We start from the raw sequence: 21,083 nt of genomic DNA on the forward strand, positions 1-21,083 counted from the left end.
GAACCCGGGGTTCGTTGGACGCGTGGACGGGGAAACCCGTCCACCCTACGTGTGTGGCAAATCCCGGGTTCGTTGGACGCGTGTGGCAAACCCCGGGTTCGTTGGACGCGTGTGGCAAACCCCGGGGTTCGTTGGACGCGTGTGGCAAACCCCGGGGTCGTTGGACGCGTGTCACAAACCCCGGGGTTCGTTGGATGCGTGTGGCAAACCTCGGGGTTCGTCGGACGCCTGTCCTGCGGGCGGTAGGGTGGACGGCTACGCCGTCCACGCGTTCAAACCAACGTGATTGTGTGGCAAACCCGCGGTCCGTTGAACGCGTGACCCCGGCGAGCATCGATACGGACTAGAACTTGTAGTTCAGGCCCATATACGCCACACGGCCGGCGTAGTTGTTGCTGTAGAAGCGCGACTTGGTGTCGTTGCCCAGGTACGAGTGCGACTCTTCCTCGGTAGCGTTCAGGACCGATGCGGTCAGGCTCAGCTCCGGCGTGAAGTTGTACGACGCGTTCAGGTCGACCTGGCTGTACGGCGCCTCATACACGTTCAAGCCGTTCATCAGGCCGTTGACCACCAGGCCGCGGCGGTTGTACGACGCGCGCAGCATGAGCCGGTCGGTCGAGTAGAACACCGTCACGTTGGCCTGGTTCTTGGCGCTGCCCACGAGCGGCGAGGTACCGATTTCGGTGCCGTCGGCCAGCGTGATCGCAGCCTGGTTGGTCTTGTTGTACGTGTAGTTGACCTGGAAGCCGATACCGTTGTCGAACGTGTGCTGGGCATACAACTCGATGCCTTTCGACACCGCGTCACGTCCGCCGGCACTGGTGGAGTAGTTCTGCACCGCGATCGCCTCGCCACCGAGGTTCAGGTTGACGTCACGCACGACCGGTACCGCGAAGTTCTGGACATTCTTGCGGAAGATGCCGGCGCCGAGCACCGAGCCACGGTGGAAGTACCACTCCAGGCCCAGGTCGTACTGCGTGGCCTGGTACGGCTCGAGATCCTTGTTGCTGCCCGAGCCGAACCAGCCCTGGCGGTCGCCCCCGCCGATCAGGCGGCGATCGTTGACGTATTCCTGGCTGTAGTTGCTCAGGGCGCCCGGCGCACCGATATCGTTGTAGCTCGGGCGTGCCACGACCTTCGAAGCCGCGCCGCGCAGCAGCAGCGTGTCGGTCAGGTCGTACGCGACGTTCAGGCTTGGCAGCACGTCGGTGTAGGTGCGGTCGAGCGCGCTGACGACATAGGTCGACACGTGGCCCGTGGCCGGATTGGTTTCGCTGTCCGGCACGACCGTGAAGCCACTCGTGCAACCCGAGCCGGCAGGTGCACCGGCAGCTGGCAGGCCACCGGCCAGGCATGGCGCCGGGGTGCCGTCAGGACCGTCGAAGAAGTAGTCGTTGTAGTAGTCGACCTTGTCGGTCGAATCGGCATGCTGGCGGGTGCGCACGACGCGCACACCCAGGTTGCCGCGCAGGCGGTCCGTCTTGAAATTGCCCTGCAAGTACATCGACGTGATCTTTTCGTCCACGTTGTAGATGAAGTTTTCTTCGTTGCGGGTCTGCATCTCGCCATACGTCTGGTTCAGGTACGAGATATACGCCGGGTAATTGATGCCGGGGAAAGCGCTGGCTTTCAGGCCGCCCGTCAGGTTGCCCAGCGATTCGTCGTACAAAAATTCTGGACGGAACTGGTTGGCCGACGAATCGCAGCCGTTCTGGTAGCGGCTGTCGTAGTCGGCCGGATTGGCGCCCTTGCAGACCCAGTAGTTGTTGCCGGTGCTGCGGCTGGTGCCGCCATCACGGTACTTGGCGCCGAACTGGACCGAGTCGAGCCAGTTGCTGTCGGCGTGCCAGGTCAGGTCGGCCTGCGCGTAGTTCTGTTCGGTGCTGTTGCGGGTCCAGGACGACGAGGTCGAACCCAGGTCGATCTCACCAATGCCGTTGCGCAGGTTCTGCATCAGTTCCGGTGCGAACGTCATCGTCGGCTTGCCGCTCACGTCCCACGACGTGGCCGTGTTACCGAGCGACCAGCTGCCGTCGGCGTTCTGGCGGCGCGGCTTGATCGGCATGCCGAATTGCAGTTCCGGGCCGCCCTTGGCCCAGGTGCGGCCGGCCTTGAAGGTGGCGTCGACGGACTCGCCCTTCCATTCGACTTCGAAGTCCGCCGTTTGCGACAGCGCCTTCTCGCGGCTGTAGCCGCCGGCGATCTGCGGGGTCGGGATCGTGCAATCGTCTGGCCCGAAGCCGCCGGTGTTGGTCAAGCCGGCAGCGCCAGCCTGCGCACTGTTGCAGTAATACGCCTTGCCCGGGCGCGCGCTGTACTGCGCGCCGGTGACGACGGTGCCGCTCGGGTCGAACGTAAGGCCGTCGAGCAGGCGCCCGCCCGGCCAGTTGCCGTCGCCGTCGTAGCGCGCGATATTCCATTCCGGGACCTTCAGCTGGTTCAGCTGCGAATTCTGCTGCAGGTCGAAGCGGAAGTAATTGGCCGTCATGTTCAGGTTACGCAGCGGCTTGAACTGCAGCGTGACCTGCCCGCCCTTGCGCTCGCGCTCGGTGGTGCGCACGTCCAGCGCGACGGCGGTCGGCATCGCGAACTTGGTGTAGTACTTGCCCGACTGGTCGTAGAAGCCCGACTGGCCCCACCAGAACGAATTGAGTTTGGATGGCTGGCCATCGGCGCCCACCGGCGGCTGCGCCTTGTAGTCGTCGGCATACCATTGCCAGTTCTCGGTGCTCGCGCCCATCGTGCGCGTGGTGCGCTTTTGCTGGGTGTAGCCGACCAGCACACCGAAGCGGTTGCTCTCGTCGTGCCACGCGTACTGGCCCGAGAACTGCGGGTCGGTTTTCTTGGTGGTATCGGCCCAGGTGCCTTCGGCGTTGACGAAGCCCGTGCCCGACTTGACGTCGAGCGGCCGGCGCGTGCGCAGGATCACCGTGCCGCCGATGCCGCCTTCATCGAAGCGCGCTTCGGAGGTCTTGTACAGTTCGGCGCTGGCCAGCATGTTCGACGGCATCAGCATGTAGTTGAACGAGCGCGACGGATCGCCATTCGATTCGGCGGTGGCGACGTAGTTGCCGTTCAACTGGGTCAGGGTCAGGTCGGACGACAGGCCGCGCACGCTGACGTTCTTGCCTTCGCCGCCACTGCGGGTGACGACCACGCCCGGCACGCGCTGGAGCGCATCGGCCACGTTCTTGTCCGGGAATTTGCCCACGTCTTCGGCGGTCACCACCTCGACGATGGAATTGGCTTCCCGCTTCTGGTCGAGGCTTTTCTCGATGGAATAGCGGAAGCCCGTCACCACCACCGTCGACGGGCTGGCAGCAGCAGGCTGGTCGGCGGACGGCGCCTCGGTGGCTGCAGTTGCGCCTGGCTGGGCGGCCGGCGGCTGGGCAGGCTGGTCGGCCGGCATGGTCTGCGCGTGGACGGTCGACAGCGACAGCAGCGCAAGGCTGACCGCCATGGCGATGGGCGTGACGCTGCAGCGCTGCCGTGAAGCGCGGTGGGTGTGTGAATACATGTGTGTCTCCTGGTCGTGCCCTGTATGGGCTATCTTTTATGGCGGCAGCAGGTTCAGGCGGCCGTCAACCGGCAGCCTTTGCGCACCGCAACGTGAAGCGTCCCGATGTCATCGCCAACGCGACACGTTCTCAGGGTGTCGCCTGCCGGCCTGTCGCAGATTTACTAAACGGCGGGCATCTCATCTGCATGTCGCAGGGGTCGTGCAAACCGGTACCGCAAATTTATACAAGTAGTGTGTGAAGCCTCAACAAACTTTAGCGGTTTGCGTGAAGTTTAGTGCCGTTTAGTAAACGAAGACTGCACAATTTGCTTCCAGGAATTTTTCGTGGCGCGTACACGCCTTCTAGCATCTCCATGATTTCTCCACATTGTGGGCGCACGATGTATTTCATGCCCACCAAGGAGAACACCATGAACCGCATCATCCGATCCAGCCTGGCCCTCGGCCTTGCCATCACCCTGCCACTGTCAGCCAGCCTGGCGCACGCCGCCGAACAACCCGACTGCCGTGGGGCCAGCAGCAAATGCGCACCGCCACCACCCCCGCCTGCGCCACCGGCACCTCCGGCGGGTGCAATGGCACCAGTGGCGCCGCCGGCGCCGCCGGTTGGTGCGCCGCCACCACCGCCACCACCAGCACGGGGTGCTCGCGCCCTGAAGGACATGCCAGTACCACCGGCGCCACCGGCACCGCCAGCGCACGCCAAGCGGATCGCACCGCCGCCGCCGCCACCGCCAGCAGCCGGAATGCCCGACGTTCCGCCGCCCGCACCGGCTGATGGACCTGCCGTCAAACCGGTAGCAAGGTAACCGGACGCACCGCAGCATGCGACTTGACTGATGTTATGTTGCGGTGCAAAATAGCTGGCTATGACCGTATTGTCCCTCCCCGCCACCCAGCTCCGCCGCGCCCAACGTGCTCACAGCACGCGTCGCGCCGTACTGCGGCTGGCCGCAGCATCCTTCCCGGGATGCGGACTGCCACGCGGTTATTTCTGCTCAGTAACACCCCCGTAATACCCCTTCCCCATTGCACGTCCATGCACCGCCGTCATCACGATGCCGGTGCGTTGTCGTTCGTCTTGCTGCGCCCTGCTTCGTGCATGGCGTTTCCATTTCTTGCACTCGGCTGTTACAGCCCGGGAAGGTATCCTCATGGTATTTCAACACATCCGCCAGGACTGGTTCTCCAACGTCCGTGGCGACCTGCTTGCAGGTATCGTCGTCGCTCTCGCCCTCATCCCAGAGGCCATCGCGTTTTCCATCATTGCCGGCGTCGACCCGAAGGTCGGCCTGTACGCGTCGTTCTCGATCGCGACACTAATCGCCTTTTTCGGCGGGCGGCCGGGCATGATTTCCGCTGCCACCGGCGCCATGGCACTGATCATGGTCTCGCTCGTCAAGGAGCACGGCCTCGATTACCTGCTGGCCGCCACCATCCTGACCGGCGTGCTGCAGATCATCGCCGGCTGGATCAAGCTGGGCCGCCTGATGCGCTTCGTCTCGCGCTCGGTGATCACGGGCTTCGTCAACGCACTGGCGATCCTGATTTTCCTCGCCCAGTTACCTGAACTGACGAACGTCACGTGGCACGTGTACGCCGTCACTGCGGCCGCGCTGGCGATCATCTATGGCTTGCCTTACCTGACGCGCGCCGTGCCGTCGCCGCTGGTCGCGATTGTCGTGATGACGGGCGCGTCCATCGCACTGGGCCTGGACATCCGCACCGTCGGCGACATGGGCGAGCTGCCGGACAGCCTGCCGTCGTTCCTGATCCCGAACGTGCCGTTCAGTCTCGAGACCCTGCAGATCATCTTGCCGTACTCGGCCACGCTGATGCTCGTGGGCCTGCTGGAATCCCTGATGACCGCCACGATCGTCGACGACCTGACCGATACCCGCAGCGACAAGAACCGTGAATGCGTCGGCCAGGGCATCGCCAACATCGCTACCGGCTTCATCGGCGGCATGGCCGGGTGCGCGATGATCGGCCAATCGGTGATCAACATCAAGTCTGGCGGACGCACCCGCCTGTCGACACTGATGGCTGGCGTCGTGCTGCTGCTCATGGTCGTGTTCCTGGGTGACTGGGTGCGCCAGATTCCGATGGCGGCGCTGGTGGCCGTGATGATCATGGTGGCCATCGGCACGTTCAGCTGGAGTTCGATCAGCAACCTGCGCGCGCATCCGACCAGTTCCAGCATCGTCATGCTCGCCACCGTCGTCGTCACTGTGGCCACGCACGATCTGGCCAAGGGCGTGCTGGCGGGCGTGCTGCTGTCGGGCGTGTTCTTTGCGCAGAAAGTCAGCCGGATGCTCGGCGTGACGTCGCGCGTGGAGACTGGCACGGATGGCGGCGAACTCCGTCACTACCTGGTCAGCGGTCACGTGTTTTTCGTGTCGTCCGATCAGCTGGTCCATGCGTTCGACTACAGCCCGACGCGCGCGACCGTGCACATGGACCTGAGCGACGCGCATTTCTGGGACATCACCGCCATCGGCGCGCTCGACAAGGTGGTGCTGAAACTGCGCCGCGCCGGTGCGCAGGTGGTCGTGCATGGCCTGAACGAGGCCAGCGCCACCTTGATGACCCGGTTTGCAATCCACGACAAGGATGGCGCCGAAGACATGCTGGCCGGGCACTAATCTAGGTGTGGCGCAGACGGGCGTCATGATGTTGGCAGATTGATTACAATCAGCGCCTATTTCATGCCCCTGGAGGCGCCATGTTCGACTTCGATCTACCCTGGTGGGAGCTGATCGCGCGCGGCGCGATCGTCTACTGCGCCCTGCTTGCCATGATGCGCATTGCAGGCCGCCGTACGGTCGGGCAATTCACGCCGTTCGACCTGCTGGTGGTGATGCTGCTGTCCGAATCCGTGTCCAACTCGATGACGGGTGGCGACGAATCATTGCTCGGCGGGCTGGTCATCGCTGCGACGCTGGTGGCGCTGACCGTGCTGATCGCCTTCCTGACATCGCGCAGCCGCAAGTTCGAGGCGTTCGTCGAGGGCAGCCCCGTGTTGATCGGGCGCGATGGCGTGTTCTTCAAGGATGTGATGAAAAGTTGCCGTCTGTCGCAGGACGATGTCGAAGAAGCGCTGCGCGGCGCCGACTGTCCGCGCCCGAAGATGAAGTGCGCGTTCCTCGAAGTGAACGGCTCCATCAGCATCATGCAGAATCCGCAGTAAGTCAGGTCTCTGCGGCGCGCTCCGCCAGCAGGCGGCCCCAGGCAGGAATCGCGGCGCACCAGAATGCCTCGATGGCATCTGGCGCTGGCCCGTCGAGCGCCAGCCCCAGGAACGCCGCAGTCTCCATCAGCACGCCGATTGCGGCAGGCGCATCGCCTGCCGTGACGGCAAGCGCCCCCGTCTGCTTCGACAACTTCTCCCCATTGCTGTTGCGTACCACCGGCACGTGCAGGTAGCGCGGTGTTGGTGCACCGAGCAGCCGCTGCAGATGGATCTGGCGCGGCGTCGAATCGAGCAGATCTGCGCCGCGCACGACGTCGGTCACGCCCTGCTCGATATCGTCCACCACGACCGCCAGTTGATAGGCCCAGAAACCATCCGCGCGCTTTAGCACGAAGTCGCCGGCATCGCTCGCCAGGTGCTGCGTGACAGGTCCGGCAAAGCGATCAACAAAGGTGATGGTATCCTCACCCGCCGTCGGCACGCGCACGCGCAGGCTGCGCATGGTGCGGCCCGGACCGAGGCCATGGCGACAGGTGCCGGGATAGATGGCGCTGCCGTCGGGCGCCACGCCGATGCGCGAATCGACGATCTCGCGCCGGTTGCAGCCGCACGGATACGTGTCACCCTCGATGCGCGCGGCGGCCGCTTCATACAAATGCTTGCGCTGGCTTTGCCAGACGATCTCGCCATCGTGCCTCATCCCCAATGCGGCCAGCAATTGCAGAATCCCTTCGGCCGCGCCGGGCACGCTGCGGCCTTCGTCGATGTCTTCGATGCGGATCAGCCAGGTGCCGCCATGCCAGCGGGCGTCGAGATAGCTGGCCATCGCCGCGACCAGCGAACCGGCATGCAGCGGCCCGGAAGGCGACGGCGCAAAGCGGCCGATGTAAGGATTGCTCACTGCCGGCTGCTTATTTCTTCGGTTGCTTTTCGTGGGCGGCGATGATGCCGGCGACCTGGCCATTGACGGCATTGGGCACTGCCATCGAGAGCTGGTAGTGGACGATCTCGAAGCCTGATTTGGTCTTGCGCAGCACGCCACTGGCCATCGCCGGCCCCATGTTCTTGGTATCGAGCAGCTCGTCGAACCAGATCAGCGATTTGTCAGCCGACGCGTAGACATTGCGGCGCGTGGCCTTGAAGGTCCAGGCCGACTTGGCATCAAAATATTTCTTGGCCCACGCCTTGAAGGCGTCGCGCGTCCACAGCTCGGTGCGGTCGGTGCCGATATACACGCCATCCTTGGCGATCTTGTCGAAGTATGCCGTGCGTGCGTTAGCGGCATCATCGTGCCAGCCATCGACGAAGGCGTTGACTTCGCGCGTGAGGGTCGCATCGGTGGCGGCGTGCGCGGCGCCGCCCAAGCCCAGCGACAAAGACAGGCACAGGCAGCAGGCGGCGAAAAAGCGTGGCATGGTGGTTCCCTCGATGGCGGTCATGAGGGAAACATTCTACACATGCACGCGACAGGCCGTGGCACTACCGCTTCGCCGGTTCGGGTTGATGCTCGATGCCGAGCACCGTGGCCTCATGCGGGCCATCCGGCTGCTGCCACGACATCCGCCCGCCGACGCGCACGCCCAGGAGCGCCATACCGGCTGGCGTGAGCACCGAGAGCCGTTCGGCGGTGTCCTGCATATCGTTCGGGTAACTCAACGTCATCGTTTCTTCTTCGCTGGCGCCGGCCACGCGAAAGCGCACGCGCGAATTCATGGTCACGACATCTGGCGGCATCTCCCACGGCTCGACCAGTTGCGCATGTTCGAGTTCACCCAGCAGCGCGTCACGCGCCCTGGCCTGCGCTGGCGAAAGCCGGTCGAGTACACGCTCAAGGCGCTCGAGGTCCAGCCATGAAACAACCATTGAATCACTCATTTCAGTCTCCACGATCAACTTGGAAAGAGCCGGCTTGCCGCTACGATGGCGGCGCCTGGCTGCGGCGCTACGAACTGATGCCGTAGGCCGCTCGGCCATGGGCTGCGCGGAGTAATCCCAGCCGCGCCAGCGTGCGTGCACCAAGGGGTTCGCCTGATCGGGAAGACATGGAATGTTTCATATCGGCAATTGATACTGATGAGCTCAGTATAGACCTCTTCAGCAGCAACGCCAGGGGTCGGCCAACGAAATATTTTCGCTGCATGCGCCCATGAAAAAAGCGGGCCGCAGCCCGCTTTTTTAGCGATCGAACGGACGAATTAACGCTTGTCGATTTCCGGCACGTCACGCGCCGGCGAGCCGACGAACAGCTGACGTGGACGGCCAATCTTCTGCTCTGGATCGGCGATCATTTCGTTCCACTGCGCGATCCAGCCGATGGTACGGGCCATCGCGAAGATGCCGGTGAACATGGTGACCGGGATACCCAGCGCCGATTGCACGATACCCGAGTAGAAGTCGACGTTCGGGTACAGCTTGCGCGATACGAAGTATTCGTCTTCGAGGGCGATGCGTTCCAGTTCCATGGCCAGCTTGAACAGCGGGTCGTCCTGCAGGCCCAGTTCTTCCAGCACTTCGTGGCAGGTTTCGCGCATCAGCTTGGCACGCGGGTCAAAGTTCTTGTACACGCGGTGACCGAAGCCCATCAGCTTGACGCCGGAGTTCTTGTCCTTGACCTTCTCGATGAAGGCAGGGATGTTCTCGACGCTGCCGATTTCTTTCAGCATATTCAGCGCTGCTTCGTTCGCGCCGCCGTGGGCAGGGCCCCACAGGCAGGCGATGCCGGCTGCGATACACGCGAACGGGTTGGCGCCCGACGAACCGGCCAGACGGACGGTCGAGGTCGATGCGTTCTGCTCGTGGTCCGCGTGCAGGATCAGGATGCGGTCCAGGGCGCGCACCAGCACGTCGTTGACCTTGTACTCTTCGCACGGGTTGGCGAACATCATGTACATGAAATTGGCGCTGTACGACAGGTCGTTGCGTGGGTACACGAACGGCTGGCCGACGTTGTACTTGTAGGCCATTGCGACCAGGGTCGGCAGCTTGGCGATCAGGCGGATTGCCGAGATTTCGCGCTGCTTGGCATCGTTGATGTCCAGCGAGTCGTGGTAGAACGACGCCAGCGCGCCGACCGTACCGACCAGCACCGACATCGGGTGCGCGTCGCGGCGGAAGCCACGGAAGAAGAAGTTCATCTGCTCATGGATCATCGTGTGCTTGGTCACGGTGTCGGTGAACAGGTCTTTTTGCTCTGCGTTTGGCAGTTCGCCGTTCAGCAGCAGGTAGCAGGTTTCCAGGAAGTCGCAGTTGACGGCCAGTTGCTCGATCGGGTAACCGCGGTACAGCAGCTCGCCCTTGTCACCGTCGATGTAGGTGATGCTCGAGTTACAGGCCGCGGTCGACATGAAGCCAGGATCGTACGTGAACTTGCCGGTTGCGCCGTACAGCTTGCGGATGTCGACGACGTCCGGGCCGATGGTGCCTTTGTAGATCGGCATGTCGATCGACGGGCTGCCGTCCGAGAACGACAGGGTGGCTTTGGTATCAGAGATGTTCATGGCACTTCCTTCTTGTGGGAGTGGGTCTACAAAATAAAACGAAACCGGGGGGCGCCGCAACGTGCCGCGTTGGCGAATCGGATGCCCATAGTTCGCTTACGCTAGCCGCAGCTTCGCCAGCAAGGCGTGCACGTGCGGCAGGTCGAGCTCGCCGGAGGGCTCATTGCGCCCCAGCAGCAGGTCCAGCAACGGGTTGTCAGCCAGATCCAGCAGGCGCGTCAGCGCATCGACCTCGTCGTCGGTCAGTTCCTGTTCGTGCGCATCGAGAAAGCGCGTCAGGATCAGATCGTTCTCGAGCAGGCCACGACGTGCACGCCAGCGCAGGCGCGAACGGTTGGCAGGATCGGCTTGATGTGTAATCACATTAAAATCCGTTGTTGGTTCGACATCATACTCCGGCTGCCGTGATTCGGCAGTACGGTACTTTTACGGTAGTGCGCCAATGCCGTTTGGCAAGGCGGATATGCACACGTATGTTGAACGCGTGGACGGTAAAGCCGGCTCGGCGCCCCCGTCCACCCTACGTAGGGTGGGCGGGTTCCCCGCCCACGCGTTCAGCATACGCTTGCACACCAACAAGGTGCATGCGACCCCACACGGCACCGCATGCACCTGCATCACTTAAATCGCGCGACGCACCAGCAGTTCCTTGATCTTGCCAATCGCCTTGTTCGGATTGAGGCCCTTAGGGCACACGTCCGTACAGTTCATGATCGAGTGGCAGCGGAACAGGCGGTACGGATCTTCCAGGTTGTCCAGGCGATCGTTAGTCGCTTCGTCGCGCGAGTCGGCGATGAAGCGGTACGCTTGCAGCAGGCCAGCTGGACCGACGAACTTGTCCGGGTTCCACCAGAACGACGGGCACGAGGTCGAGCAGCAGGCGCACAGGATGCACTCGTACAGACCGTCGAGCTCTTCGCGCTCTTCAGGCGATTGCAGACGCTCTTTTTCAGGGCGGATCGACTCGTTGATCAGGTACGGCTTGACCGAGTGATACTGCTTGAAGAAGTTGGTCATGTCGACGATCAGGTCGCGCACCACCGGCAGGCCTGGCAGAGGACGCAGCACGATCGGCTGGGTCAGCTCGTTCAGGTTGGTCGTGCAGGCCAGGCCGTTCTTGCCGTTGATGTTCATTGCGTCCGAACCGCACACGCCTTCGCGGCACGAGCGGCGCAGCGCCAGCGAGTCATCGACATCCGCCTTGATGCGCTGCAGGACGTCCAGCAGCATCTTGTCGGTGTCTTGCAGCTCGACCGAAACGTCTTGCATGTAAGGCTTCGAATCCTTGTCCGGATCGTAGCGGTAAATCTTCAGTTGGACAGTGCGTGCCATGTTTTTACCTATCTCATCACGGCCGCCGGGCGACAATCGCCCGGTAGCCACAAAATATTAGAAAGTGCGTGCTTTCGGCTTGAAGGTCTCGACCGTCAGCGGCTTTTGCACAACGCCCTTGTACTCGAGGCGGTTGCCTTCGGAGAAGAACAGCGTGTGCTTCATCCAGTTCGCGTCGTCACGGGTTTCGTAATCGCTGTGGGCATGGGCGCCGCGCGATTCCTTGCGGGCCTGGGCCGACACGATGGTCGCTTTCGCGGTCTCGATCAGGTTGTCCAGCTCGAGCGCTTCGACGCGGGCCGTGTTGAACACCTTCGACTTGTCCTTGAACGACACGTTCTTGCGACGCTCGTCGAGCACCATGATTTCCTTGACGCCCTGCGTGAGCAGCTGGTCGGTGCGGAACACGCCGCAGTACTTCTGCATCGTGGCGCGGATATCGTTGGCGACGTGCTGCACTTTTTCGGTGCCGGTCGACGTTTCCAGGCGGTTCAGACGGTCCAGCGCGAAGTCGGCAGCGTCAGCCGGCATCGGCTTGGCAACTTTCTTCTTCAGGTCGGATGCGACGACGTGATTGCCGGCCGCGCGGCCGAACACGATCAGGTCGAGCAGCGAGTTCGTGCCCAGGCGGTTCGCGCCGTGGACCGAGACGCAGGCGCATTCGCCGATCGCGTACAGACCATTGACGATCTTCTGGCCGCCCGTACCATCCGGTGCCACGACCTGACCATGGATATTGGTCGGGATGCCGCCCATCTGGTAGTGAATCGTCGGCACGACAGGAATCGGTTCCTTGGTCGCATCGACGTTGGCGAACTTGTGGCCGATTTCGAGGATCGAAGGCAGACGCTTCTTGATGGTGTCGGCGCCAATGTGGCGCAGGTCCAGCAGCACGTGGTCCTTGTTCGGACCGCAACCGCGGCCTTCCTTGATCTCTTGGTCCATCGAGCGCGACACGAAGTCGCGTGGCGCCAGATCCTTCAGCGTCGGCGCGTAGCGCTCCATGAAGCGTTCGCCGTTGCTGTTGATCAGGATACCGCCCTCGCCGCGCACGCCTTCGGTGATCAGAACGCCCGCACCGGCCACACCGGTCGGGTGGAATTGCCAGAATTCCATGTCCTGCAGCGGCAGGCCGGCACGCGCCGCCATGCCCATGCCGTCACCGGTGTTGATGAAGGCATTGGTCGATGCGGCGAAGATACGGCCTGCGCCGCCGGTAGCGAAGATGGTGGTCTTCGCTTCCAGGATCATCACGTCGCCGGTTTCCATTTCCAGGGCCATCACGCCGACCACGTCGCCTTCGGCGTCGCGGATCACGTCCAGCGCCATCCACTCGACGAAGAAGTGGGTGCGGGCACGGACGTTACGCTGATACAGCGTGTGCAGCAGCGCGTGACCGGTACGGTCGGCCGCTGCGCAGGCGCGCTGGACCGGCTTTTCGCCGAAGTTGGCCGTGTGACCGCCGAACGGACGCTGATAAATCGTGCCGTCAGGGTTACGGTCGAACGGCATGCCGAAGTGTTCCAGCTCGTAGACGACCTTCGGTGCTTCGCGGCACATGAATTCGATCGCATCCTGGTCGCCCAGATAGTCGCCACCCTTGACGGTGTCGAACATGTGCCAGTACCAGTCGTCCTCGCTCATATTGCCGAGCGAAGCGCCGATGCCGCCCTGCGCCGCCACGGTGTGCGAGCGGGTCGGGAAGACTTTCGACAGAACAGCAACGTTCAGGCCGGCTTCGGCCAGTTGCAGGGATGCGCGCATGCCGGAACCGCCGGCGCCCACGATGACCGCGTCAAAACGACGGGTAGGAATTGCAGTTTTGATAGCTGCCACGATTACACACTCCAGAGAATTTGCACGGTCCAGGCGGCGCAAGCGAGCAGCCAGAAGATCGTTGCCAGCATCAGGAACAGACGCAGGCCTGCCGATTTAACATAGTCCATCCAGATATCGCGGATGCCGACCCAGGCGTGGTAGTACAACGCAAGGAAGGTCACCAGCGAGAACAGCTTGAACCATTGGCGGGAGAACAGGCCTGCCCAGCCTTGGTACGAGAAGTCCTGAGCGGTCAGGAAAGCGACCAGCAGGATGATCGTGTAGGCGGCCATGACGATGGCGGTGACGCGCTGCGCCAGCCAGTCCTTGACGCCGTAGTGTGCGCCAACGACAAGGCGGCGCGGGCCGATATTATTCTTGGTTGCCATGATTTAGAACACTCCGAACAGTTTCAGGCCGACCAAGGCGGTCAGCGCCAGGCTGATGACCAGGACCCAGCGGGCGGTCGACTGGGCTGCATCCTTGTCCAGGGCCAGGTGATTGTCCATGAACAGGTGACGGATGCCGGCGGTAAAGTGGTGCAGGTAAGCCCACGACAGGCCCAGCAGGATCAGCTTGGCGAGCGGGTGCGAAACAATGCCGGCAAAATAGACGAACGACGATTCCGACAACAGGCTTTGCTGGAACAGGTACAACAGGAAAGGCAAGGCCAGGAACATGCCGGCGCCGCTGACGCGGTGCAGGATCGACACGATCGCCGATGGCGGCATGCGATATTTGCTGGTGATATCGGTGATGCCGATATTGCGGAACTCCGGCCGCCCCTTCTGCTTTGCTTCTCTCACGGCTTCGGACATGATGGTACACCTCCCTTATGACAACAATTTTTATGTGAGCCCTATGGATTTTCGCTGATTTCCCTGTCCTGGTCCGTTCACGCGACGCCAGGTGGGCGGGACAGCGGGCGTAGGACCGGGTCATGTCCGCCGCACACCCAAAACCAAACTATTTTAGTCGCTCTTGCCGACTTTCGCTGCGGCCGATATTTACCGCCGCAAAGTATTTCTATACTGCTGAGTTAGTTATCAGGACAGCTCGTTCTGATAGTGATGTTGTTCCGTCAAGTACATCCCGCGGCGCAGCTCGACTGCCTTGTCGCCGTAGGTGAACGAGACCCGCTCGCCGCACAGCAGCGGCGTGCCTTCGGGCACCTTCAGATAATCCGCCGTGGCCGCATCGGCCGCGACCGCGCGGATCTTTTCCGTCGCGCGGATCATGCGGGTGCCAAATTCCGTTTCGAACAGGCCGTACATCGGGCCCTTGTATTCCACGAGGCGCTCGGCGCTCAGGCCCTTGAACAACTGGCCCGGCAGCCACAGCTCTTCAAGAATGGTCGGCTTGCCCTCGAACGACTGCACCCGCTTGATGTAGACGACTGCGTCGCCCGCCTTCAGGTCGAGCAGGCGCGCCACCTCGGCCGGGGCCCGGATGCGCTTGACCTCGAGGAAGCGGTTTTCGGGATGGTGCGGCAGGCCTTCGTCGGGCCGCAGGCGCAGGAAGCGAAAATGCGCGCGCTCTTCGGCGTGGCTGGCAACAAACGTGCCCTTGCCCTGGCGGCGCACGACCAGGTTCTCGGCCGCCAGCTCATCGATGGCTTTGCGCACGGTGCCCTGACTAACCTTGAAACGCCCGGCCAGCTCGACTTCGCTCGGCATCATCTCGCCCGGTTTCCACTCGCCAGCCTGCAGGCTTTTGGTGATCAGGGCCTTGATCTGCTGGTACAGCGGCCGGAAGGACGGCGAGCCGCTGGCGGCAGGGTCGGCAGCCGGATTGGACGAGGTGGAATTCATAGACCGGGATTTCACCACAAAAGTGACATACCGTCCAGCTTTTGAGGCATTCAGATATCTGTCTTATATAAGACATAAGATATGAATTGACAGCGTTCATGGGGCAGGCATACACTCATGCCCGACCGGGAGTCGGTGGCACTCTTGCCAGAGTACGCGCGCGACACCCGCGATTGACTTTTGAATAGCCCGGCCGACGCTTTTTGTTATCATTGCAGTCTGATTAAAGTCTGATTGCAGCTGAGCCCTACAAGCGTATGCTCGGCGTCGACCTCGGTGCAAACCGTTTTCATTCCCACTTTTGGAGATTCATCATGGCTAAAACCCCAATGCGCGTCGCTGTGACCGGCGCTGCCGGCCAGATCGGCTATTCCCTGCTGTTCCGCATCGCCAACGGCGACATGCTCGGCAAGGACCAGCCGGTCATCCTTCAGCTGCTCGAAATCGACAACGAAAAAGCACAGAAGGCGCTCAAGGGCGTCATGATGGAAATCGACGACTGCGCATTCCCGCTGCTCGAAGGCATGACCGCGCACTCGGATCCAATGACCGCGTTCAAGGATGTCGACGTCGCCCTGCTGGTCGGCGCCCGTCCACGTGGCCCGGGCATGGAACGCAAGGACCTGCTCGAAGCCAATGCCCAGATCTTCACCGTGCAAGGCAAGGCACTCGACGCCGTCGCGTCGCGCAACGTCAAGGTCCTGGTGGTTGGCAATCCAGCCAACACCAATGCCTACATCGCTATGAAATCGGCACCAAACCTGCCAGCGAAAAACTTCACCGCGATGCTGCGTCTGGACCACAACCGCGCGCTGTCGCAAGTGGCCGCCAAGACCGGTAAAGCAGTCAAGGACATCGAAAAAATGGTCGTCTGGGGCAACCACTCGCCAACGATGTACGCCGACTACCGCTTCGCCACCGCTGGCAGCGAGCAGGTCAAGGACCTGATCAACGACCAGGAATGGAATGCCAACACCTTCCTGCCAACCGTCGGCAAGCGCGGCGCTGCGATCATCGAAGCGCGCGGCCTGTCGTCGGCAGCCTCAGCCGCCAACGCAGCCATCGACCACGTCCGTGACTGGGTCCTGGGCACGAACGGCAAGTGGACCACGATGGGTATCCCGTCGGACGGTTCGTACGGCATCCCTGAAGGCACCATGTTCGGCTTCCCGGTCACGACCGAGAATGGCGAATACACGATCGTGCAAGGTCTGGACATCGATTCGTTCTCGCAAGAGCGCATCAACCTGACCCTGAAAGAGCTGGAAGAAGAAAAAGCCGGCGTCGCACACCTGCTGGGCTGATCAGTACAAGGCGCATGGCGATTGCCATGCGCCAACCACGCCGTGCCGCTCAACCGGCACGGCGGTGTTTTATGCAACCAAGCGTTGAAAGCTATGCATCCTTCCGAGGTTTTATTCCAGGGCAAACGCCAGCCGCTGCTTCTCCCTGCCTGCGATCACTACGCCGGCTCAGAGAAACTGATGCGCAAATCGCTGACCCTGCAACAAGAGCTTGGCCCCTTGTTTGACATCACCTTCGACTGCGAAGACGGCGCCCAGGCCGGCGTCGAGCACGAGCACGCCGTTCTGGTGGCGAGCCTGGTGGGCAGCGAAGAGAACCGTTTCAACCGCGTCGGCGCGCGCCTGCACGAGCCTGCCAGCATCCACTTTGCCAACGACGTCGCCCTCATCGTCGGCGGCGCTGCGGCGCGCCTGGCGTATGTCGTGCTGCCGAAAGTCGACGGTGTTGACGAGGTGCGCGGCGCAATCGAGCTGATCAACAAGTATGCGCTCGCTGCTGGCCGCGCCGCCCTGCCCGTCCACGTGCTGATCGAAACGCACGGCGCGCTGCGCGACGCCTACGCGATCGCGGCGCTCCCGCAGGTCGAGTGCCTGTCGTTCGGCATCATGGATTTTGTCTCGGCCCACTACGGCGCGATTCCGGCCAGCGCGATGCGCACGCCGGGCCAGTTCACGCATCCGCTGGTGGTGCGCGCGAAGCTCGAGATGGTGGCGGCCTGCCATGCCCATGGCAAGGTGGCGTCGCACAATGTAACCACCGACATCAAGGACAGCGCGACGGTGGCGAACGATGCCCAGCGCGCCGGTGCCGAGTTCGGCTTTACCCGCATGTGGAGCATCCACCCGGACCAGATCAAGCCGATCCTGAAGGCGTTCACGCCGCGTTTGTCCGAAGTCAATGAAGCAACGAATATCCTGACCGAAGCCATGGCGGCGGGCTGGGGACCGATTGCGCAACACGGCCGCTTGCATGACCGTGCGAGCTACCGATACTATTGGTCGGTGTTGCAGCGGGCCAAGCTGGCCGGCCTCGCACTGCCCGAGGCAGCTGCAGCCATCGTCAACCTCTCCGACTCCCGATAATCCCGACCATGGCCACCCTCCTCTCTCCAATCGTTGCTGCCTGCGCACTTGCCCTTGCCACCGCCGTCGCCTGTGCGCCGGCCAACGCCGCCACACCGGTAGCGCACCCGAAAGCCTCCGCCGTGCTCGCTGCCGAAGCCGCGAAAAAGCCGGCGAAGGCTGCATCAAAAAAATCGAGCAAGAAAGCGAAAGCCGCTACTGCTGGCACGGCTGCTGCCGTCACGGCCGCCGCGGTCGCCGCCGACCCGCTCGAGGTCAACGAGCCGGACATCACCGACACCAAGACCACCGAGTACGATTGCGAACTGGGCAACAAGATCACGATCTACACGAACGACAACGATGCGGCCCACATCGCGCTGCGCTGGAAGACCCGGCTGCACCGCCTGGCCCGCATCGGCACCACCACCGGCGCTTTGCGCTTCGAAAATCCGCACTATGGCCTGATCTGGATCGGCATTCCGTCCAAGGGCATCCTGCTCGACTCGAAGCTCAACCGCCAGCTGGCCAATGAATGCAAGAACGCCACCCAGTCCGCGATCGTGGCGACCGCGGCACCGGAGGCGAGCAAGACTTGAGCCGCGGCCTGGGTTTCCCGGATCCAGACCGTCCTGTCGCCTGATGTTATTTAATGCCGTTGAAATAACACCGTTGTTGATAACAATATTCCACTGAAGGAGAGATTATGTCTCGCAACACCCTGAATACACTGAAGGAATTCCCGATCGGCGCAGGCCAGAGCGGCCAGTTTCACTCGCTGCCAGCGCTGGCGGAATCCCTCGGCGTGAACCTGTCGCGCCTGCCGGTGTCGATTCGTATCGTCCTGGAATCCGTGCTGCGTAACTGCGACGGCAAGAAGGTCACCGAAGAGCACGTCAAGCAGGTCGCTGGCTGGAAAGCCACCGCCGAGCGCACCGACGAGATCCCGTTCGTCGTGGCCCGCGTCGTGCTGCAAGACTTCACCGGCGTGCCACTGCTGGCCGACCTGGCCGCGATGCGTAACGTCGCCGCCAAGATGGGCGCCGATCCGAAGAAGATCGAGCCACTGGTGCCGGTCGACCTGGTCGTCGACCACTCGGTCACGATCGACCACTTCCGCGAGCCAAACGCACTCGACCTGAACATGAAGCTGGAATTCTCGCGCAACAACGAGCGCTACCAGTTCATGAAATGGGGCATGCAAGCCTTCGACACCTTCGGCGTCGTGCCACCGGGCTTCGGCATTGTCCACCAGGTCAACCTGGAATACCTGGCGCGCGGCGTCATGAAGCAAGGCGACGTGTACTACCCTGACACGCTGGTCGGCACCGACTCGCACACCACCATGATCAACGGCGTTGGCGTCGTCGGCTGGGGCGTGGGCGGCATCGAAGCCGAAGCCGGCATGCTGGGCCAGCCAGTGTACTTCCTGACCCCGGACGTCATCGGCGTCAACCTGAAAGGCAAGCTGCGTGAAGGCTGCACCGCGACCGACCTGGTGCTGACCGTCACCGAACTGCTGCGCAAAGAGAAAGTCGTCGGCAAGTTCGTCGAGTTCTTCGGCGCCGGTACCCGCTCGCTGTCGACCACCGACCGCGCAACCATCGGCAATATGGCGCCTGAATACGGCGCAACGATGGGCTTCTTCCCGGTGGACGAAGCCACCGTCGACTACTTCCGCGGCACCGGCCGTACCGAAGAAGAACTGGCTGCGTTCGAAGGCTACTACCGCGCCCAGGGCATGTTCGGCATCCCGCAAGAAGGCGAAATCGACTTCACGCGCGTCGTCGAGCTGGACCTGTCGACCGTCACGCCATCGCTGGCAGGCCCGAAGCGTCCGCAAGACCGTATCGAACTGGGCAACGTGAAGAACAACTTCACCGAACTGTTCAGCAAGCCAACGACCCAGAACGGCTTCAACAAGAACCCGGACGACCTGAACAAGCAGTACACGACGACCAACGGCGTGAACGTGAAGAACGGCGACATCCTGATCGCCGCCATCACGTCGTGCACCAACACGTCGAACCCGAGCGTGCTGCTGGCCGCGGGTCTGCTGGCCAAGAAAGCCGTCGAGCGCGGCCTGACCGTGGCGCCGCACATCAAGTCGTCGCTGGCCCCTGGCTCGCGCGTGGTCACCAATTACCTGACCGCTGCCGGCCTGCTGCCGTACCTGGAAAAGCTGGGCTTCGGCGTGACCGCCTACGGCTGCACGACCTGCATCGGCAATGCCGGTGACCTGACCCCGGAACTGAACGCCGCGATCACCCAGAACGACATCGTCGCCTCGGCCATCCTGTCGGGCAACCGTAACTTCGAAGCGCGGATCCACCCGAACATCCGTTCGAACTTCCTGGCCTCGCCACCGCTGGTCGTTGCTTACGCGATCGCCGGCAACATGACGCGCGACCTGATGACCGAGCCAGTTGGCCAGGACAGCAACGGCGTGGACGTGTACCTGGGCGACATCTGGCCGACCTCGCAAGAGATCGGCGAGCTGATGCGCTTTGCGATGAATTCGGAAGTGTTCAAGTCGAACTACGCTGACGTCAAGGGCAACCCGGGCGAGCTGTGGGAACGCGTCACGACGACCGAAGGTCAAGTCTACAACTGGCCTGAGTCGACCTACATCGCCGAGCCACCGTTCTTCGCTGACTTCGAGATGACCCCGAAAGCGGTCGCTACCGGCATCACCGGTGCACGTGCACTGGGCGTGTTCGGCGACTCGATCACCACCGACCACATCTCCCCGGCCGGTTCGATCAAGGAAGACGGCCCAGCGGGCAAGTGGCTCAAGGAACACAATGTCCTGAAAGCCGACTTCAACTCGTACGGCTCGCGTCGCGGTAACCACGAAATCATGATGCGCGGCACCTTCGCGAACGTGCGGATCAAGAACCGCATGATCCCGGTCGGCCCGGACGGTTCGGCAATCGAAGGCGGCATCACGCAGTTCCAGCCAACCGGCGAACAGATGTCGATCTATGACGCCGCCATGAAGTACGTGGCCGACGGCACCCCGACCATGATCTTCGGCGGCGAAGAGTACGGCACCGGCTCGTCGCGTGACTGGGCCGCCAAGGGCACCCAGCTGCTGGGCGTGAAGGCCGTGATCGTGCGCTCGTTCGAGCGCATCCACCGCTCGAACCTGGTCGGCATGGGCGTGCTGCCACTGCAATTCATCGGCAACGACAGCGTCGACAGCCTGGGCATCACCGGCAAAGAGACGTACGACCTGAAGGGCCTGGAAGGCGAGATCAAGCCGCAACAGCTGGCCACGCTCGTGATCCACCGTGAAAACGGCGAGTCGCAGGAAGTGCGCGTTCTGCTGCGTATCGATACGCCGATCGAAGTCGACTACTACAAGCATGGCGGTATTCTGCCGTTCGTGCTGCGTCAGCTGCTGGCGTAAGCGGTTTGGCCGGGCCCGCGCAAGCGGGCTGCGTCCAACGACAAAGGGCTGGAATCCTCGCGGGTTCCAGCCCTTTTTGCATCGTCATCCGAGGTTGCGTCCACGCATTCACGGATATGAAACGCAGTCACCCG

At 62.5% G+C, this 21,083-nt stretch carries 18 protein-coding genes; 7 read left to right on the top strand and 11 right to left on the bottom strand.

What is annotated here, in order from left to right; all coding sequences use genetic code 11:
* Positions 1-343 precede the first annotated feature (343 nt).
* Positions 344-3,517, bottom strand: coding sequence for a TonB-dependent receptor (locus tag HD842_RS14630; protein WP_221290632.1), 3,174 nt, complete (start codon positions 3,515-3,517; stop codon positions 344-346).
* Positions 3,518-3,930: 413 nt separating this feature from the next.
* Here HD842_RS14630 and HD842_RS24290 point away from each other — a divergent pair, with 413 nt between their 5' ends.
* From HD842_RS24290 to HD842_RS14645, 3 genes are all read left to right on the top strand, one after another.
* The gene (locus HD842_RS24290; RefSeq protein ID WP_183555462.1) at positions 3,931-4,329 is read left to right on the top strand and encodes a hypothetical protein; all 399 of its coding nucleotides are present in this window, start codon (positions 3,931-3,933) and stop codon (positions 4,327-4,329) included.
* A 345-nt stretch (positions 4,330-4,674) separates the two neighbouring features.
* Positions 4,675-6,165: a SulP family inorganic anion transporter gene (locus tag HD842_RS14640; RefSeq protein ID WP_183555463.1), complete on the top strand. Its 1,491-nt coding sequence runs from the start codon at positions 4,675-4,677 to the stop codon at positions 6,163-6,165.
* A gap of 80 nt (positions 6,166-6,245) precedes the next feature.
* Entirely contained in the window at positions 6,246-6,710 is a 465-nt protein-coding gene (locus HD842_RS14645) for a DUF421 domain-containing protein (protein ID WP_183555464.1), read from the top strand.
* A gap of 1 nt (position 6,711) precedes the next feature.
* Here HD842_RS14645 and gluQRS read toward each other — a convergent pair whose 3' ends face one another.
* The 10 genes from gluQRS to HD842_RS14695 all read right to left on the bottom strand — a co-directional run bounded on the left by gluQRS (position 6,712) and on the right by HD842_RS14695 (position 15,171).
* The gene (gene gluQRS, locus HD842_RS14650) at positions 6,712-7,614 is read right to left on the bottom strand and encodes a tRNA glutamyl-Q(34) synthetase GluQRS (RefSeq protein ID WP_370660839.1); all 903 of its coding nucleotides are present in this window, start codon (positions 7,612-7,614) and stop codon (positions 6,712-6,714) included.
* 10 nt (positions 7,615-7,624) lie between these two features.
* Positions 7,625-8,128 carry a nuclear transport factor 2 family protein gene (locus tag HD842_RS14655; RefSeq protein WP_183555466.1) on the bottom strand — a complete coding sequence of 168 codons (504 nt, stop codon included), beginning with the start codon at positions 8,126-8,128 and terminating at the stop codon, positions 7,625-7,627.
* A 64-nt stretch (positions 8,129-8,192) separates the two neighbouring features.
* Positions 8,193-8,588 carry a nucleoside diphosphate kinase regulator gene (gene rnk / locus HD842_RS14660; protein WP_183555467.1) on the bottom strand — a complete coding sequence of 132 codons (396 nt, stop codon included), beginning with the start codon at positions 8,586-8,588 and terminating at the stop codon, positions 8,193-8,195.
* A gap of 320 nt (positions 8,589-8,908) precedes the next feature.
* Complete coding sequence (gene gltA, locus HD842_RS14665) at positions 8,909-10,210, bottom strand: citrate synthase (RefSeq protein ID WP_183555468.1); 1,302 nt, start codon at positions 10,208-10,210, stop codon at positions 8,909-8,911.
* A gap of 96 nt (positions 10,211-10,306) precedes the next feature.
* Positions 10,307-10,573, bottom strand: coding sequence for an FAD assembly factor SdhE (locus HD842_RS14670; protein ID WP_183555469.1), 267 nt, complete (start codon positions 10,571-10,573; stop codon positions 10,307-10,309).
* Positions 10,574-10,831: 258 nt separating this feature from the next.
* Complete coding sequence (locus tag HD842_RS14675) at positions 10,832-11,542, bottom strand: succinate dehydrogenase iron-sulfur subunit (protein WP_183555470.1); 711 nt, start codon at positions 11,540-11,542, stop codon at positions 10,832-10,834.
* Positions 11,543-11,599: 57 nt separating this feature from the next.
* Entirely contained in the window at positions 11,600-13,378 is a 1,779-nt protein-coding gene (gene sdhA / locus HD842_RS14680; RefSeq protein ID WP_183555471.1) for a succinate dehydrogenase flavoprotein subunit, read from the bottom strand.
* Between the two features lie 2 nt (positions 13,379-13,380).
* On the bottom strand, positions 13,381-13,749 hold the full coding sequence (sdhD, locus tag HD842_RS14685) for a succinate dehydrogenase, hydrophobic membrane anchor protein (protein WP_183555472.1): 369 nt from the start codon (positions 13,747-13,749) through the stop codon (positions 13,381-13,383).
* A 3-nt stretch (positions 13,750-13,752) separates the two neighbouring features.
* Positions 13,753-14,178 (bottom strand): succinate dehydrogenase, cytochrome b556 subunit, encoded by a 426-nt coding sequence (gene sdhC, locus HD842_RS14690; protein WP_183555473.1) that lies wholly within the window; start codon positions 14,176-14,178, stop codon positions 13,753-13,755.
* A 228-nt stretch (positions 14,179-14,406) separates the two neighbouring features.
* Entirely contained in the window at positions 14,407-15,171 is a 765-nt protein-coding gene (locus HD842_RS14695; protein ID WP_183555474.1) for a GntR family transcriptional regulator, read from the bottom strand.
* Between the two features lie 314 nt (positions 15,172-15,485).
* Between HD842_RS14695 and HD842_RS14700 the strand changes: the two genes are divergently transcribed.
* The 4 genes from HD842_RS14700 (at position 15,486) to acnA (ending at position 20,949) form a co-directional block, all read left to right on the top strand.
* Positions 15,486-16,475: a malate dehydrogenase gene (locus HD842_RS14700; protein WP_183555475.1), complete on the top strand. Its 990-nt coding sequence runs from the start codon at positions 15,486-15,488 to the stop codon at positions 16,473-16,475.
* A 93-nt stretch (positions 16,476-16,568) separates the two neighbouring features.
* On the top strand, positions 16,569-17,558 hold the full coding sequence (locus tag HD842_RS14705; protein WP_183555476.1) for an HpcH/HpaI aldolase/citrate lyase family protein: 990 nt from the start codon (positions 16,569-16,571) through the stop codon (positions 17,556-17,558).
* 8 nt (positions 17,559-17,566) lie between these two features.
* Positions 17,567-18,136 carry a hypothetical protein gene (locus tag HD842_RS14710; protein ID WP_183555477.1) on the top strand — a complete coding sequence of 190 codons (570 nt, stop codon included), beginning with the start codon at positions 17,567-17,569 and terminating at the stop codon, positions 18,134-18,136.
* A gap of 107 nt (positions 18,137-18,243) precedes the next feature.
* Positions 18,244-20,949: an aconitate hydratase AcnA gene (gene acnA, locus HD842_RS14715; RefSeq protein WP_183555478.1), complete on the top strand. Its 2,706-nt coding sequence runs from the start codon at positions 18,244-18,246 to the stop codon at positions 20,947-20,949.
* The last annotated feature ends 134 nt before the right edge of the window (positions 20,950-21,083 follow it).

The organism is Massilia aurea, assembly GCF_014200505.1.
Taxonomy (GTDB): domain Bacteria; phylum Pseudomonadota; class Gammaproteobacteria; order Burkholderiales; family Burkholderiaceae_D; genus Telluria; species Telluria aurea_B.